Raw genomic sequence first — 14,655 nt, 5'->3', positions numbered from 1 at the left:
GCGATTGGCTTGCAGCCGGTCGCGCGCGGCGATAGCAAGCGCAGCATGGAAACACGCATCGCAAACGCAGTTTCGGCAACAGATGAGGCACTGGCCGTGCTTTCGCGCGGCGGCTTGGTCGCGCTGCCCACGGAAACGGTTTACGGGCTGGCGGCTGATGCCAGCAACGGCGCTGCGGTGGCGCGCATATTCGAGGCCAAGGGCAGGCCGCGTTTCAATCCGCTGATCGCTCATGTTTCGGATATGGATATGGCGCGCCGCATGGCCGCCTTCGACCCGCTTTCCGAAAAGCTCGCTGCTGCGTTTTGGCCCGGCCCGCTCACCATCGTTCTGCCCCTGCTTTCTGGCGCGCCGGTGCATGATCTGGTCACGGCAGGTCTGGATACGATTGCACTTAGAATGCCGAGAGGCTTTGCTTCTGGCCTTATTGCGCGGCTCGGCCGCCCCATCGCTGCCCCCAGCGCGAATAGTTCGGGCCGCATCAGCTCCACCACCGCGCAGGCTGTCGCGAATGATCTCGGCGGCAAGGTCGAATTGATCGTCGATGGCGGTCAAACACCCGTTGGCGTGGAATCCACCATCGTCAAGGTGGATAGCGGGCGCGTCTATCTGCTTCGCCCCGGTGGAGCATCTGCCGAAGACATCGAACGCATTGCCGGTATGCCGCTCACGCGCGAACATTCCGGTAAGGTTCAGGCGCCGGGCATGTTGCTGTCGCATTACGCACCCAATGCGCATATGCGCCTCAGTGTCAGTCGTTTGGAACCCGGCGAAGCGCTGCTCGCCTTCGGTCCCACCCGCGTCGAAAATACAGCCCACGCGTCGGCCATGCTCAACCTGTCGCCGTCCGGCGATCTGCGGCAGGCCGCGGCCAATCTCTTTGAATATATGCGGCAACTGGATGCCTCGGGCGCATCGGTGATTGCCGTCGAGCCTGTTCCGCTGGAAGGTCTGGGCGAGGCTATTAATGACCGCCTGAAGCGCGCTGCTGCGCCCCGCAATGGAGTTTGATGCATGGATGATGCTCTCATTGGCCGTTTCGCCGCCATTGTCGGTGAAAAATATGCCGTGCGCGCCGGGGCAGACATCGTGCCTTTCGTGTCGGAACCACGCGGCCTTTATGGTGGCGTAACGCCGCTCGTTCTGCGCCCCGGTTCGGTTGATGAAGTCAGCCGCATCATGGCGCTTGCCACCGAAACGCGCACGCCGGTCGTGCCACAGGGGGGCAACACCGGGCTGGTTGGCGGCCAGATGCCCGACAAATCCGGCGGCCAGATTGTGCTGTCGCTGTCGCGCCTTAACCGCATCCGCGAAATCGACACGCATTCCAACACCGCAACCGTCGATGCGGGTGTCATCCTCGAAACGCTGCAACAGGCGGCGGATCAGGCAGATCGGCTTTATCCCTTGGCGCTGGCCTCGCAGGGTTCGTGCGAAATCGGCGGCAATTTGTCTTCCAATGCGGGCGGTGTCGGCGCGTTGGCTTATGGCGTCGCGCGCGATTTGTGCCTTGGCCTCGAAGTCGTCTTGCCCACCGGGGAGGTGCTGGACGATCTGCGCAAGCTCAAGAAGGACAATACGGGTTATGACCTCAAAGACCTGTTCATCGGAGCGGAAGGCACGCTCGGTGTCATCACGGCGGCAGTGGTAAAGCTTTTTCCAAAGCCCAAAGGCCGCGAGATGGCCTGGATCGGCCTCGCCTCACCGGAAGCAGCGCTTGCCCTGTTTGGTCGCGCAAACGAGGCGGCGGGGGCAGGGCTCACAATGTTCGAACTGGCGCACCGCACACCGCTGGAGTTTGCCGCGCTGCACCTGCCATCGCCGCCATGCCCCATTCCGCTGGATTACGAATGGTATGTGCTGATGGAAATTTCCTCCGGTCGCTCCGGCGAAGATGCACGCGCGCTCATCGAATCCATCTTGGAATCCGCGCTGGAGGATGGCGTTATTGAAGACGCCGCCATTGCGGCAAACCTCTCGCAGGCGCGTGACTTCTGGCAGTTGCGCGAAAATCTGCCGGAAGCGCAGAAGCCGGAGGGTGCTTCCATCAAGCACGATATTTCCGTGCCGGTCGCGGCTATTCCTGCATTTATTGTCCGCGCGGCAAAGGCTGTGGAAAGCGTCAGCCCCGGCGCGCGCGTCTGTTGCTTCGGCCACATGGGCGACGGCAATCTGCACTACAATGTCAGCCAGCCTGTGGGGGCTAACCCCGAGGCGTTTCTGGCGCTCTACAAGCCGATGAACCACGCCGTGCATGATGTTGTGCGCGCGATGGATGGTTCCATTTCCGCCGAGCATGGCATCGGCGTTCTCAAGCGGGATGAGTTGATTGCCACCGCGCCGCCGGTCGCCATTGATCTCATGCGTCGCATCAAATCCTCGTTCGATCCGGCGGGCATCATGAACCCCGGCAAAGTCATATGAGACTGGACTAATTAACCTGAAAGCAATGTTTCCTTGGGGTTTCGCTAACCATCGAGCCCGATCAGACAAATTTAACCGAACTTGTTAAGCGGTCAGATAAGACCACCGCGATAGCCTTCCAGACATAAGAGGCCGGGAACACCGGCCCAGAGAAGACCGGAAAACCGGCTCTCAGGACTAACAGGAAGGCAACACTGATGAATACCAGACTGAAGCCGGTCTGGGCGGGGCGAACCATGCGCCTCGACCCGTTCCGTTTGGGCCAAACTGTCAGCTTCGAAACTGAAGACGAAGCCGGCGGGATTACCTATTCGATCAATTACAAGGGCGCGGTCATCCGCCGTGCGCTGGAACGCAGTGGTCTGCCAATGACGATTGCGCTGCCGGTGCGCGCATTCCTCGGCGTCGCTGCGCGAGCGCTTGAGGATGGCGAGGGCAATCTCACCGTCACGCTCGAACTCATGCACGAAGACCCGGCGCTGTCGGTGCCGCTGCTTGTTGCCCGCGATCTCGATGATGTCGCTGCTGATTGGCGCGCATGGGCCGTGGAATACAAGCTTCCCATGCTGCTCGTGGAGGCCGATGGCACGCCGCGCACGCTGGAGGAGTCGCTTGGCGGCGGCATTGTTGCCCGCACGCCGATCGAGCGCCGCAAGCGCCGCAGTCGCACGGCAAAACGCCGTCCGCGTTTCCTCATGCGCCGCAAGGCCGGATCACTGGGCGTGCGCCTCGTCGTCCGCGGCGAGGAAATCATCGCACGGGCTTGACCAAACCTTTCGACGTTCACGCTGCCTCTCACTTGCCAGTCGGCAGTCAGGGGCAGCGCAACCATGCGAATTATTGGCTAAAACGACCCCTCTTTTATTTTAGCATATTGTAGAATAAAGTCCCGCTCGAATCGGTCGTCTGGCCGGTTCTGGGGCTTAGAAACCCCATTTACAGCGGTCGATGTTGACCGTAACGACATCTCCTCGTCCTTATGGTCGGGGGAGCCTTGGCTATGTCCAGAGCCTTGCGGCTTAAAGGCCAAGGCGGTCGTCTGTAAACGGCTTTCTAATCCCCCGGTCACCAGAGGGGCGAACGAGAAAATACAGCCCCTCGGTGACTGTTTGCCCTGTTGCTCAAAACAGCGGCTTCACCGCCACCCATATGCCGCCGCCGACAAGGCCGAGGAAAATCAGCCAGCCCACGACACTGTTTGATTTGAACAGTTTCAGGCACTGGTCGGGATCATCAATATCGAGCGTACGGATCTGGCGATGCATATGCGCGCCCGCGGCCAACAGCCCTGCCAGCGCGGGCATTGGCACGATCGCATTCGCAAACGCTCCTGCAAAACAAGCGAGCGCCCCGCCATACAGGCCATACAGCCAAAGCTCAGTGTTCTTTCCAAACAGCCGCGCGGTAGAGCGTACACCGACAATTGCGTCGTCTTCCTTGTCCTGATGCGCGTAGATGGTGTCGTAGCCGATCACCCACAGGATCGAGCCCGCGTAGAGCAGCAGCGCGGGCACGTCCAGCGAGCCATATGTCGCCGCCCAACCCATCAACGCACCCCAGGAAAACGCAAGTCCCAGAACGAATTGGGGCCAGTTGGTGATTCTTTTCATAAACGGATAAATCGCCACCACGGCGAGCGACGCCAGGCCCAGCACCACCGTAAACCAGTTGAACTGCAGCAGCACGGCCAGCCCGACCAGCGCCTGCGCAACCAGAAAGCCCCACGCCTGTTTGCGCGTAACCTGGCCGGAGGGCAGGGGGCGCGAGCGGGTGCGTTCCACCTGGGCGTCAATGCCTTCGTCAATGAGATCGTTGTAGGTGCAGCCAGCGCCGCGCATCGCAATCGCGCCCACGAGAAACAGCGCGAGATGCCAAGGGTTCGGCAGCAATTCCAAAAGCGGTCGGCCCACAGTCGCGTGAGCGGTCGCGGCCAGCGCTGTTGACCACCAGCACGGCCAAAGCAGCAATATCCAGCCGATTGGCCTGTCCCATCGCGCCAGTTGCGCATAAGGCCAAAGGCCGCGCGGCAGGGCGCGGTAAACCCAGTGGCCGCTTGGCGCGTCGGCAACGCGACCTTGGCCGGATCGGGATTGTATCGTTTCCATGCCTAGGCCAGTGGCAGGGTGTGCATTGCGCGTCAAGACCTTGACCCGACGCGGCACGCACAATACCGGAACAGGGACAAACTGACTCAGGGATTAGCGATGAACGTCCTTCTTCTCGGCTCCGGCGGGCGCGAACATGCGCTTGCGTGGAAACTGGCGGCATCGCCCTTGCTGGGCAAGCTTTATGCTGCGCCGGGCAATCCGGGCATTGCCGATGAGGCCGAACTCGTCGCGCTCAACATCGACGACCACGCCGCCATTATCGCATTCTGCAAAGAACATGACATCGGCCTCGTTGTTGTCGGGCCGGAAGCGCCGCTCGTTGCGGGCATCGCCGACGCTCTGAGTGGCGCGGGCATCCGCGTCTTCGGTCCGTCGCAAAAAGCAGCGCAACTGGAAGGTTCAAAAGCCTTCACGAAAGAGCTCTGCGCGCGTTTCAACATCCCGACCGGCGCATTTGGTCGGTTCGACAATGCCGAGGCCGCCAAGGCTTACATCCGCCAGCACGGCGCGCCGATTGTCGTGAAGGCAGACGGTCTGGCCGCTGGCAAGGGCGTTACCGTCGCCATGATCGAATCCGAAGCGCTGGACGCCATTGACGCCTGTTTTTCTGGCGCATTCGGCGGGGCAGGGGCCGAAGTCGTTGTCGAGGAGTTCCTTGACGGCGAGGAAGCCAGCTTCTTTTGCCTCTGCGACGGCAAAACAGCGCTGCCGTTCGGCACGGCGCAGGATCACAAGCGCGTCGGCGATGGCGACACCGGCCCGAACACTGGCGGCATGGGCGCTTATTCGCCTGCGCCGGTCATGGATGCTGCAATGGTCGAGCGCACCATGCGCGAAATCATCGAGCCGACCATGCGCGGCATGGTCGAAATCGGCGCGCCCTTTGCGGGCATTCTGTTTGCCGGGCTGATGATAACGAAGGATGGCCCGAAGCTCATCGAATACAATGTGCGCTTTGGCGATCCCGAATGTCAGGTGCTGATGATGCGCCTCAAGGATGATCTTCTGGTGCTGCTGAACGCTGCAACCGACGGCCAGCTTGAACATACAAGCGTGCGCTGGCGCGACGATCCGGCGCTGACGGTGGTCATGGCCGCTAAGGGTTATCCCGGCACTCCGGAAAAAGGCAGCGTCATTCGTGGGCTGGATGCGGCAGGCAAAACCGGCGCGCAGATTTTCCATGCGGGCACTGCACTTCGGGACGGCCAAATCATCGCCAATGGCGGCCGCGTGCTCAACGTTACGGCCACCGGCAAAACGGTTGGCGAGGCGCAGGCTGCCGCCTACCGCGCCGTCGATGTTATCGACTGGCCGGGTGGCTTCTGCCGCCGGGACATTGGCTGGCGCGCTGTGGAGCGCGAAAAAGCGTAAAGTTATCCCTCATCCGCCTGCCGGATGAGGGGTACTTTTGAGGCTACAAGAGCGGATTAGAAAGCTGATTTCTTGGCCTGCGGCACGAGCAACTCCGAAAAATCGCTGCCGTCCGTCAACAAAAACACCGGCATGTCGCTGCGCCTGATCGACTCGGGCGCAATGGCAGCCGTTGCGGTCATATCCACGCCCGGCGCTCTCTTTCCCAGCCACCGCTCGATCGCGGCTTGCCCAGCGCTCACGGCCGTACCGAGATACGCCGCCGCAAAAGTAAACATCGTTTCTGGGTTTGGCGTCAGTTGCGCGACGGACACCTCGGCGGGCCAGTTCTCGCTCGCCGCCGGCAAATTCGATACCGCCGCGTAAATAATCTCCACCTCACCGGTCAGCGCCTTTTCGCGCGGAAATGGCACCGGCACGCTCGCCACCAACTCAACACGCTGCTGCACCAGCCCTCCAAACGGCCAGGCATCACGCAGTTCATCGGGCGACATGGTGGACACGTTCACGTCAATATCATTGCCCGCGCCTTTCACCCGGTATGGGCAAGCGCGCTTGTTGCAATTTACCTGTGAGGCAAATTGCCAGAGCGCGTAGCTATCCCAGTTCCCCTTGGGAAAATGCATTCCGATTTCGGGCTTGTAGCGCGCATACCAAAGCGGCAACCGCGAAAGCAGGCGATAGCGCCACGCATTGTCGGCGATATGTTTGGCGGTCGTCCCATTCGTGTAAAGCATCGGAAACCGCCCGGTGCGCCGGTTGATCTCGCGCACGAAAATCTCGGCATCGTCCAGCGACATCCATTGGGATGGATCGTTGTCCTCAATGTCCAGCGCCATCAAATCATCTGGTTCCGGCTCTGCAAAATCGAGAAAATTGCGCGCCTGCTCCAGCGGATTGCCGGGTCGCGCAAGATGATATGCGCCCCATTTCAGCCCTAACGCCTTTGCCAATGTTCGGCGCGTTTGGAATAATTCGCGCGCAACCGCGTGGCGTTTCCACAGTGCTTTGCACAGCTTATATTCCGTCTCCTGACCCGTGCAGAAATAGGGCGGCGGCAGGCCGTCTGACGCCTTGTTGATGAAGGCGACAATGCGCTTGTCCTGCGCCAGTTCGCGCCAATCCAGCTCATTATATTCGTAGGCATCCAGCACGAGCGCCCGGTCCGGCCGCGTCCAGGGCTTGGAAAATTCAGACGCGACTGCTGGCAAACTGACGCAGATCACCGCCAGAATTCCAATCACCCCGGCAATGACGCGCCTTGTTCCCACCACGCATTTTTCCTTCAATGCGGGATGGTGGCTCAAACATGGTTAACGAATTGACTCTGCCGCCAGCTTCGTGCGCCTTATACCAATCTCCATTTGACGCTTACGTAAGTGAGATGTAGGCCGTGACTACACAGGAGAACATCAATGACCTATCGCGCCCCCGTTGAGGAAATTGCATTCACGCTGAAGAATGTGGCTGGCCTTGATGCGGCGATGCATGATGGCCGCTTGGGCCACCTTTCCGGCGATCTGGTCGATGCGATCATCGAGGAAGCCGGGCGCTTTGCCACAGATGAAGTCGCGCCGCTCGCGGTCAATGGCGACAGGCAGGGCGCAGTTTATAAGGATGGCGCGGTCAAGACGCCGGATGGCTGGCGCGATCTTTATGCCCGTTGGCGCGAGGGCGGCTGGAACGCGCTGTCCGGCCCGGAAGAGTTTGGCGGGCAGGGCTTGCCCACCATGCTTGCCGTCGCCGCAACCGAAATGTGGAACTCTGCATCGATGGCCTTCGGCCTTGGCCCGATGCTGACGATGGGTGCCGTCGAGGCCATCGAAAAGCACGCTTCCGACGACCTCAAGCAGAAGTTTCTGGAAAAGCTGGTGTCCGGCGAATGGATGGGCACCATGAACCTGACCGAGCCGCAGGCCGGGTCAGACCTCAATGCACTTCGCTCCCGCGCCGAACGCGCTGGCGATGGCACATATCGCATCTTCGGCCAGAAGATTTTCATCACCTATGGCGAGCATGATTTTACCGAAAACATCGCCCATCTCGTGCTTGCGCGCCTGCCGGATGCGCCAGCGGGAACGCGCGGCATTTCCCTCTTTCTGGTGCCGAAATTCCTGGTGAATGAGGATGGGTCGCTCGGCGCGCGCAATGATGCGTTTTGCTCATCCATCGAACACAAGCTCGGCATTCACGGCTCGCCCACCTGCACGATGATCTTCGGTGATGGCTTCGTGAAAGATCGCGAGCCCGGCGCGGTCGGCTACCTCATTGGCGAGGAAAATCGCGGGCTGGCCTGCATGTTCACCATGATGAACAACGCCCGCCTGATGGTTGGCATGCAGGGTGTGGCTGTTGCCGAAGCTGCGTTCCAGAAAGCGATCTCCTACGCAAATGAGCGCCGTCAGGGCAAAGCCGCCGGCTATAAGGGCGAGGGCATGGCCCCCATCGCTTACCACCCGGACGTCCAGAGAAATCTTCTCACCATGCAGGTGCTCACCCGCGTTGCGCGCTCGATCAGCTATTGCTGCGCACATGCTGCTGATCTGTCGCGCGCAGGCGGCGATGACGCCGGGCATTGGCAGGAGCGCGTCAATCTTCTCACGCCGGTCGCCAAGGCTTTCTCCACCGATGTCGGCGTTGATGTCGCTTCCATCGGCGTGCAAATTCACGGCGGCATGGGCTTCATTGAGGAAACCGGCGCTGCCGCGTTTTATCGTGATGCCCGCATCGCGCCCATCTATGAGGGCACGAATGGCATTCAGGCCATCGATCTCGTAAACCGCAAGCTCCCGCAAAGCGGCGGCGCTCATGTTCGAGGTTACATTGATGAGCTTCGCGTTGAGGTTTCGCGGCTAAGGGATTCCAACCGCGACGGTTTTGGCGCTAGCGCTGACTTTATCGAGAATGCGTTGAACGATCTGCAAGAGGCGACCGACTTCCTGCTCGCGGCGCAGAAGGATGGTCGCATGGACGATGCGCTGTCTGGCGCAACACCCTATCTGCGCCTGTTCGCGCTGGCCGCTGGCGGCGCATATCTTGCCCGTGCCGCGCTGGCGAATGACAATGTCGCCCGCACTGCGCTCTGCCGCTTCTTTGCCGAAAATCTTATCGGCGAAACCGGAGCGTTAAAGTCGCGCGTCTTGTTGGGTTCGGCCAGTCTTCAGGCCGCGGCGTCAACGCTGATTTCGGCGTGAGATTTGCACATGAGTGAAAATATCCAGATCACACGTCAGGGTGCCGTTCAGATCATCCGCATCAGTCGTCCCGAGAAAAAGAACGCGCTCACGCGCTCCATGTATGCCGCCATGGCGGGCGCATTGCGCAGCGGCGATGCCGATCCAGACATTCGCTGCCATGTTTTTCTAGGGGTGCCCGGTGCGTTTTCAGCCGGAAACGATCTTGCCGACTTTCTGGTCATCGCCACCGGCGGTGAAGGGGGCTCCGAGGTATGGGATTTCCTCATGGCTCTGGCTTCCAGCGAAAAGCCGATGGTTTCAGGCGCGGATGGCATTGCTGTCGGCATAGGCACCACGCTGCATCTTCATTGCGACCTCACCTTCGCAACGCCGCGCACAAGCTTCCACACGCCTTTTACCGATCTCGGCCTCGTGCCGGAAGCAGGTTCCAGCCTCATTGCCCCGGCGCTTATTGGCCGTCAGCAGGCATTTGCCTTGCTTGCAATGGGCGAGCCCTTCCCGGCGCAAAAAGCGCTTGAGCTTGGCATTATCTATCGCGTCGTTGATGAAGCCGACCTTGAAACCGAAGTGCTTGCCGCCGCGCAGCGCATTGCGGCCAAGCCGCCGCAGGCGCTCAAAATCGCTCGCGACCTCATGCGCGCGCCGCAATCATCATTGCTGGAGCGTATTCAGGAAGAAAGCGCGCATTTCCGCGACCGCCTAAAGTCTGACGAGGCGCGGACGGCTCTCATGACTTTCATGAGCCGCAAAAAGTAAGGCCGGTCTCGAAAGACCGGCCTTGGCTGAGAGGTCCGCCAACACTAGCTCAGCTTATTGGCTCACCGATAAGGCGAGTAGCACTGCTGGCGCGGGCCATTATATGGCTGGAACGTATTGTCGTAGGCGCGATACGAACGATAGCGGTTGTAGCACCACTGAACGTGGGCATCGCTTCCGTATACGCGGCGTACAGGCTCACGATAGACCGGTGCCGGTGCTGGCGCTGCCAGCGCTCCGCCAAGCAGCGCACCTGCTACAAAAGCGCCAGCCGGGAACCAGAAGTCATTGTACCGGCGATAGCCCGGACGATAATCGCGATAGCCGCGATGGCCGTTGTAATAATAGCGTCCACGATCATGATAAAATCCCGGACGACCCGGAATACCACCGTGGCGCTGCCAAGCCGGAACTCGGCGATAGTTCCAGTCCTGCACCTGGATCACATCGCTACCCGGCGCTGCTTGCGCTGGCATAGGAATGATCGGAGCTGCAGCCACCGGAGCCGCTGTGGAAACTGCGGTGCCGATCGAAAGCGCGGCAGCGCAGAGGGATACGAGAAACTTACGCATTTCGAATTCCTTTCAGGTCAAGAACCCATGTTGGGCTTTTTGCCAGAACGCTCCTGAACGTAAGCTGAACGCAAGAATTGAAGAATGGTTGCCTGATACCCCTATGGATAAAGGCGCGTTTTAGACCAGCCATCCTCGTCATCGCGCGCGAAAACCACCCGGTCATGCAGGCGAAATGGCCGGTCATGCCAGAACTCGATGCTTTGGGGGATGATGCGAAAGCCCGACCAATAGGCCGGGCGTGGAATTTCACCGACCAGATGGCGCGCCGTATATTCCGCAACCGCCTTTTCCAGCGCAAATCGGCTTTCCAGAGCGCGCGATTGTTTTGAGGCCCAGGCACCAATGCGGCTGTTGCGTGGACGTGATTGGAAATATGCGTCCGCCTCTTCGTCGGTAACCACTTCCACAGGGCCGCGCACGCGCACCTGCCGCCGCAGCGATTTCCAGTGGAAACATAGCGCCGCTTTCATATTGCCGAGTATTTCGCGACCCTTGGCGCTCTCGAAGTTCGTGTAAAAAACAAAGCCGCGCTCATCGAGCCCCTTGAGCAAAACCATGCGCACATCGGGCAGACCGTCGGCATCGACTGTCGCAAGCGCCATCGCGTTGGGATCATTCAATTCGGTTGTTCCGGCCTCTTCCAGCCAGAGACGGAAAAGGCTAAAGGGATCAGACTCTTCCGTGAAGTCACTTCTTGTTAAGGATGGCTCGCTCATAAATAGCCCTTGAGGGATGTCGGTTTGGGAGTTTGCCTATTGGCGCGATTGGCGCAAGCACCACGCACCAAAAGCAATATAATGCCAGCGATGCGTCGGTCAGGCGCGGCGGCGTTTATGCTTTTTGGGCTGTTAACAGCTGGTTGCACCTCCACCATGCTCGGCGGCGGCAAGGATGTCGATCAAGGTATCGTCACCTCCACAGTGGCGCCTACGCCGCCTGCGCCAGATGCTGAAGCGCAATCAGATGCGCTGACGGTTCGCAACGCGGTTTCCTCGGCTGACCTTTCCACCCTCGATGGCGCGCCGCTCGCATGGGCCAATGCGGATACCGGTTCGCGGGGCGCTATAAGCGCGGTTACCGAAGACAGCCAGCAAGGGCAGGTCTGCCGCAAGTTCACCACCACGCGCGAAAGCTTCGACGGTATTTCGCTTTATCAGGGGCGGGCGTGCATGGTTGCGCCGGGCACCTGGCAGATGACGGCATTTGCCCCTTCATAATCGATAAACGCCACTGGAATTTCTGCGCTGTCGACCGCATATTAGATGGCGAGAATTCACGCTTCCGTGAAAGGTTGGAAAACTGACAGTGCGCGACCCCTATGAGGTTTTGGGTGTGGCCAGAACGGCGTCTGCGAAGGACATCAAGTCCGCGTTTCGCAAGCTGGCCAAGCAATATCACCCGGACCAGAACCCCAACGATCCCAAGGCGAAAGATCTTTTCGCTACGGCCAATCAGGCATACGAAATTCTGGGCGACGAAAAACAGCGCGCAGCGTTTGACCGTGGCGAAATCGGCCCGGATGGAAAGCCTGTGTTTCAAGGCTTCGAAAGTGCCGGTGGCGGCGATCCGTTTGCGGCGTTCCGCCAGCGCGGCGGCGATTCGCATTTCGACTTCCGTTCATCAGGCGGGCGTCCGTTCGGCGGCAATGCTGGCGGTGATGCGGATGACATCTTTAGCCAGATTTTCGGTGATGCCTTTGCGGGAGGCGGCGCTCGCCCCAATGCGCGCCAGCGGCGCGTGCCGCGAGGTGAGGATGTTTCCGTCACGCTTGATATTTCTGTGGAAGAAATGGCCACCGCCGCCAAGGTCAGCGCGCAATTTCCCGATGGCCGCAAGCTCGCGGTAAAGTTGCCCGCCTTCGTCGAGGACGGCCAGACCATCCGCCTGAAAGGGCAGGGTATGCATGGTCCGGGCGGCGCTGGTGATGCGCTGGTCAAGATCAGGTTGCGCACCCATTCGCGCTATCGTGTCGATGGGCGCGACCTTCATGTCGACCTTCCCGTATCGCTGCGGGACGCCGTGCTGGGCGCAACCGCGCCGGTCGAAACACCAACTGGCAGGCTTGGCATAAAGGTTCCGGCTTGGTCCAGTTCAGACAAGATCATGCGCCTCAAGGGCAAAGGCTTGCCGCTCAAAAGCGGTGGTCACGGCGACCTTTACGTGCATGTTCGCATAATGTTGCCCACGGGCGGTGACCCGGCGCTGGAAGAGTTGCTGCGCAAAACGGCATCGTAATCGATTGAAGTTGCGCGCTTGATGGTCGCGTGCGCCTGTGCGATAGGCTCGCTGATCCAAAATTCAGTCTGGAGTCTCTCAAAATGGCAGCAGGACAGGGCTTGATGGCCGGCAAGCGCGGCCTCATCCTAGGCGTCGCGAATAACCGTTCCATCGCCTATGGCATCGCGAAGGCCTGTGTTGCACAGGGCGCGGAAATCGCGCTCACCTATCAGGGTGAGCAATTCAGGAAGCGTGTCGAGCCGCTTGCGGAAGAACTCGGCGCTGAACTGGCGGGCCATTGCGACGTCACTGACGAATCAAGCCTCGACGCCGTGTTCGATGGCATCAAGTCGAAGTGGGGCAAGCTCGATTTCCTCGTTCACGCCATCGCCTTTTCCAACAAGGATGAGCTTGACGGTCGTTATGTTGATACGACGCGTGACAATTTCCTCATGACGATGGACATCTCGGTGTTTTCCTTCACCACCATCGCCAAGCGCGCCGAAGAGCTGATGACCGATGGCGGTTCGCTGCTCACGCTCACCTATTACGGCGCTGAAAAAGTCATGCCGCATTATAACGTCATGGGTGTTGCCAAGGCCGCGCTTGAAGCAAGCGTCCGCTATCTGGCCGTGGATCTTGGCTCCAAGAACATCCGCGTCAATGCTATTTCCGCCGGTCCCATCAAGACGCTGGCCGCTTCCGGCATTGGCGATTTCCGCTACATCCTGAAATGGAACGAGTACAACGCGCCGCTCAAGCGCACCGTTTCTGTCGAGGAAGTGGGTGACGCTGGCCTGTATCTTCTGTCAGACCTGTCCCGAGGTGTGACTGGCGAGGTTCATCACGTCGATTCCGGCTATCACGTCGTCGGCATGAAAGCCGTCGATGCGCCGGACATTTCGGTGGTCAAGGAATAAGGAAGCCCGCGCCAAAGTGCCTGACCTCCCGAAGCCGCTGGTCTATTTCGTTCGCCACGGTCAGACCGACTGGAACGCCGAGGGACGCTTTCAAGGGCAGAACGAAGTCGATCTGAATGCGATCGGGCATATGCAGGCCGAGCGCAACGGTAGACTCCTGCGCGATCTCATCTCGCATCCGGAAACCGTCGATTTTGTCGCCAGCCCCATGCGCCGCACGGTGGAAACCATGCAGATCGTACGGCGTGAAATGGGGTTGGATGTGGATGATTTCCGCACTGATCCTCGCTTGGTCGAGGTGCATTTTGGCGATTGGCAAGGCCAGCGCCTGGCCGACCTAAAGGGTTCCGCGCCGGACATGTTTCGGCGTCGTCGCGCCGACAAATGGAACATGGTGCCACCGGGTGAGGGCGGCGAGAGCTATCAAATGCTGCTGACGCGTATGCGTCCGTGGTTTGATTCGATCAGCCAGCCGACAGTTTGCGTCGCGCATGGCGGCATATTGCGTGCGATTTTCCGGCTGGCGAGCGGCGTGAGCGAGTCCGAAGCTGCCGACCTCGCGATCCCGCAAGATCGCGTTCTGCGGTTGGAAAACGGCGCTCTTAACTGGCTCTAGTTCCCTCATCCGCTTGGCGGCACCTTCTCCCTCAAGGGGGAGGGTGCCGGCAGGTGGATGAGGGGTATTGATCAGCCCGCGCCAAATCTACCTGATGGACAGCAACACCGCTCCGGCACCGCTCAATCCGGCAGTTGCATATCGGCGATGAGGTTTTCGCCATCCACCTTGTCATAGGAGATGACGATATCCATTCCCTCTTTGAGCGAGGCGACGTCGAACTCGCCGGGTAGCTTGTAGGTCTTGCCGTCGCTGAGTGTGATCGTCCCCTTGTCGGCATCGATTTTCTTGATCTCGCCCTCGGTATCGGCCGCGAAGGCAGTGGTAACGGACACAAGAGCGGCGGCGAGGGTCAACACAAAGCGCATCTGCTTCTCTTATCTTTTTCTTGTCGACGTGAATGATGGCGAATAGCTAATATTATAAATGTGTCAGAAATTATGAGCCAAGCCAATCATGCGCACATACACA

Annotated in this window: 15 protein-coding genes; 10 read left to right on the top strand and 5 right to left on the bottom strand. The window is 59.8% G+C overall.

Annotation, left to right across the window (positions count from 1 at the left end; genetic code table 11):
* Window positions 1-45 precede the first annotated feature (45 nt).
* The 3 genes from DY251_RS04415 (at window position 46) to DY251_RS04405 (ending at window position 3,191) form a co-directional block, all read left to right on the top strand.
* Complete coding sequence (locus DY251_RS04415; RefSeq protein WP_116622763.1) at window positions 46-1,011, top strand: L-threonylcarbamoyladenylate synthase; 966 nt, start codon at window positions 46-48, stop codon at window positions 1,009-1,011.
* 3 nt (window positions 1,012-1,014) lie between these two features.
* Window positions 1,015-2,424 carry an FAD-binding oxidoreductase gene (locus DY251_RS04410; RefSeq protein WP_116622642.1) on the top strand — a complete coding sequence of 470 codons (1,410 nt, stop codon included), beginning with the start codon at window positions 1,015-1,017 and terminating at the stop codon, window positions 2,422-2,424.
* 197 nt (window positions 2,425-2,621) lie between these two features.
* Window positions 2,622-3,191, top strand: coding sequence for a DUF6101 family protein (locus DY251_RS04405; RefSeq protein ID WP_116622641.1), 570 nt, complete (start codon window positions 2,622-2,624; stop codon window positions 3,189-3,191).
* Between the two features lie 354 nt (window positions 3,192-3,545).
* On the opposite strand, the gene ubiA is transcribed toward DY251_RS04405, so the two are convergent.
* On the bottom strand, window positions 3,546-4,529 hold the full coding sequence (gene ubiA / locus DY251_RS04400) for a 4-hydroxybenzoate octaprenyltransferase (RefSeq protein WP_116622640.1): 984 nt from the start codon (window positions 4,527-4,529) through the stop codon (window positions 3,546-3,548).
* Between the two features lie 99 nt (window positions 4,530-4,628).
* On the opposite strand from ubiA, the gene purD reads away from it, so the two are divergent.
* Window positions 4,629-5,903 carry a phosphoribosylamine--glycine ligase gene (gene purD, locus DY251_RS04395; protein WP_116622639.1) on the top strand — a complete coding sequence of 425 codons (1,275 nt, stop codon included), beginning with the start codon at window positions 4,629-4,631 and terminating at the stop codon, window positions 5,901-5,903.
* 56 nt (window positions 5,904-5,959) lie between these two features.
* On the opposite strand, the gene DY251_RS04390 is transcribed toward purD, so the two are convergent.
* Window positions 5,960-7,177 (bottom strand): glycoside hydrolase family 25 protein, encoded by a 1,218-nt coding sequence (locus tag DY251_RS04390; RefSeq protein WP_245415853.1) that lies wholly within the window; start codon window positions 7,175-7,177, stop codon window positions 5,960-5,962.
* Between the two features lie 141 nt (window positions 7,178-7,318).
* Here DY251_RS04390 and DY251_RS04385 point away from each other — a divergent pair, with 141 nt between their 5' ends.
* Together DY251_RS04385 and DY251_RS04380 are read left to right on the top strand one after the other, a co-directional pair.
* Window positions 7,319-9,097, top strand: a complete 1,779-nt coding sequence (locus DY251_RS04385; RefSeq protein WP_116622638.1) for an acyl-CoA dehydrogenase family protein — start codon at window positions 7,319-7,321, stop codon at window positions 9,095-9,097.
* Window positions 9,098-9,106: 9 nt separating this feature from the next.
* Entirely contained in the window at window positions 9,107-9,856 is a 750-nt protein-coding gene (locus DY251_RS04380; RefSeq protein WP_116622637.1) for a crotonase/enoyl-CoA hydratase family protein, read from the top strand.
* A 62-nt stretch (window positions 9,857-9,918) separates the two neighbouring features.
* On the opposite strand, the gene DY251_RS04375 is transcribed toward DY251_RS04380, so the two are convergent.
* Together DY251_RS04375 and pdxH are read right to left on the bottom strand one after the other, a co-directional pair.
* Entirely contained in the window at window positions 9,919-10,428 is a 510-nt protein-coding gene (locus DY251_RS04375) for a BA14K family protein (protein ID WP_116622636.1), read from the bottom strand.
* A 101-nt stretch (window positions 10,429-10,529) separates the two neighbouring features.
* Window positions 10,530-11,147, bottom strand: coding sequence for a pyridoxamine 5'-phosphate oxidase (gene pdxH, locus DY251_RS04370; RefSeq protein ID WP_116622635.1), 618 nt, complete (start codon window positions 11,145-11,147; stop codon window positions 10,530-10,532).
* A 117-nt stretch (window positions 11,148-11,264) separates the two neighbouring features.
* Here pdxH and DY251_RS04365 point away from each other — a divergent pair, with 117 nt between their 5' ends.
* The 4 genes from DY251_RS04365 to DY251_RS04350 all read left to right on the top strand — a co-directional run bounded on the left by DY251_RS04365 (window position 11,265) and on the right by DY251_RS04350 (window position 14,184).
* Window positions 11,265-11,648: an RT0821/Lpp0805 family surface protein gene (locus DY251_RS04365; protein WP_116622761.1), complete on the top strand. Its 384-nt coding sequence runs from the start codon at window positions 11,265-11,267 to the stop codon at window positions 11,646-11,648.
* An 88-nt stretch (window positions 11,649-11,736) separates the two neighbouring features.
* Window positions 11,737-12,666 (top strand): DnaJ C-terminal domain-containing protein, encoded by a 930-nt coding sequence (locus DY251_RS04360; RefSeq protein WP_116622634.1) that lies wholly within the window; start codon window positions 11,737-11,739, stop codon window positions 12,664-12,666.
* A gap of 83 nt (window positions 12,667-12,749) precedes the next feature.
* Window positions 12,750-13,568, top strand: coding sequence for an enoyl-ACP reductase FabI (gene fabI, locus DY251_RS04355; RefSeq protein ID WP_116622633.1), 819 nt, complete (start codon window positions 12,750-12,752; stop codon window positions 13,566-13,568).
* A 16-nt stretch (window positions 13,569-13,584) separates the two neighbouring features.
* On the top strand, window positions 13,585-14,184 hold the full coding sequence (locus tag DY251_RS04350) for a histidine phosphatase family protein (protein WP_245415852.1): 600 nt from the start codon (window positions 13,585-13,587) through the stop codon (window positions 14,182-14,184).
* Between the two features lie 122 nt (window positions 14,185-14,306).
* On the opposite strand, the gene DY251_RS04345 is transcribed toward DY251_RS04350, so the two are convergent.
* Complete coding sequence (locus DY251_RS04345; protein WP_116622631.1) at window positions 14,307-14,552, bottom strand: DUF1344 domain-containing protein; 246 nt, start codon at window positions 14,550-14,552, stop codon at window positions 14,307-14,309.
* Between the last annotated feature and the right edge of the window lie 103 nt (window positions 14,553-14,655).

The sequence above is a fragment of the Mesorhizobium denitrificans genome, from assembly GCF_003403035.1.
Taxonomy (GTDB): domain Bacteria; phylum Pseudomonadota; class Alphaproteobacteria; order Rhizobiales; family Rhizobiaceae; genus Mesorhizobium_G; species Mesorhizobium_G denitrificans.
This window is presented reverse-complemented; position numbering and strand designations above follow the sequence as displayed.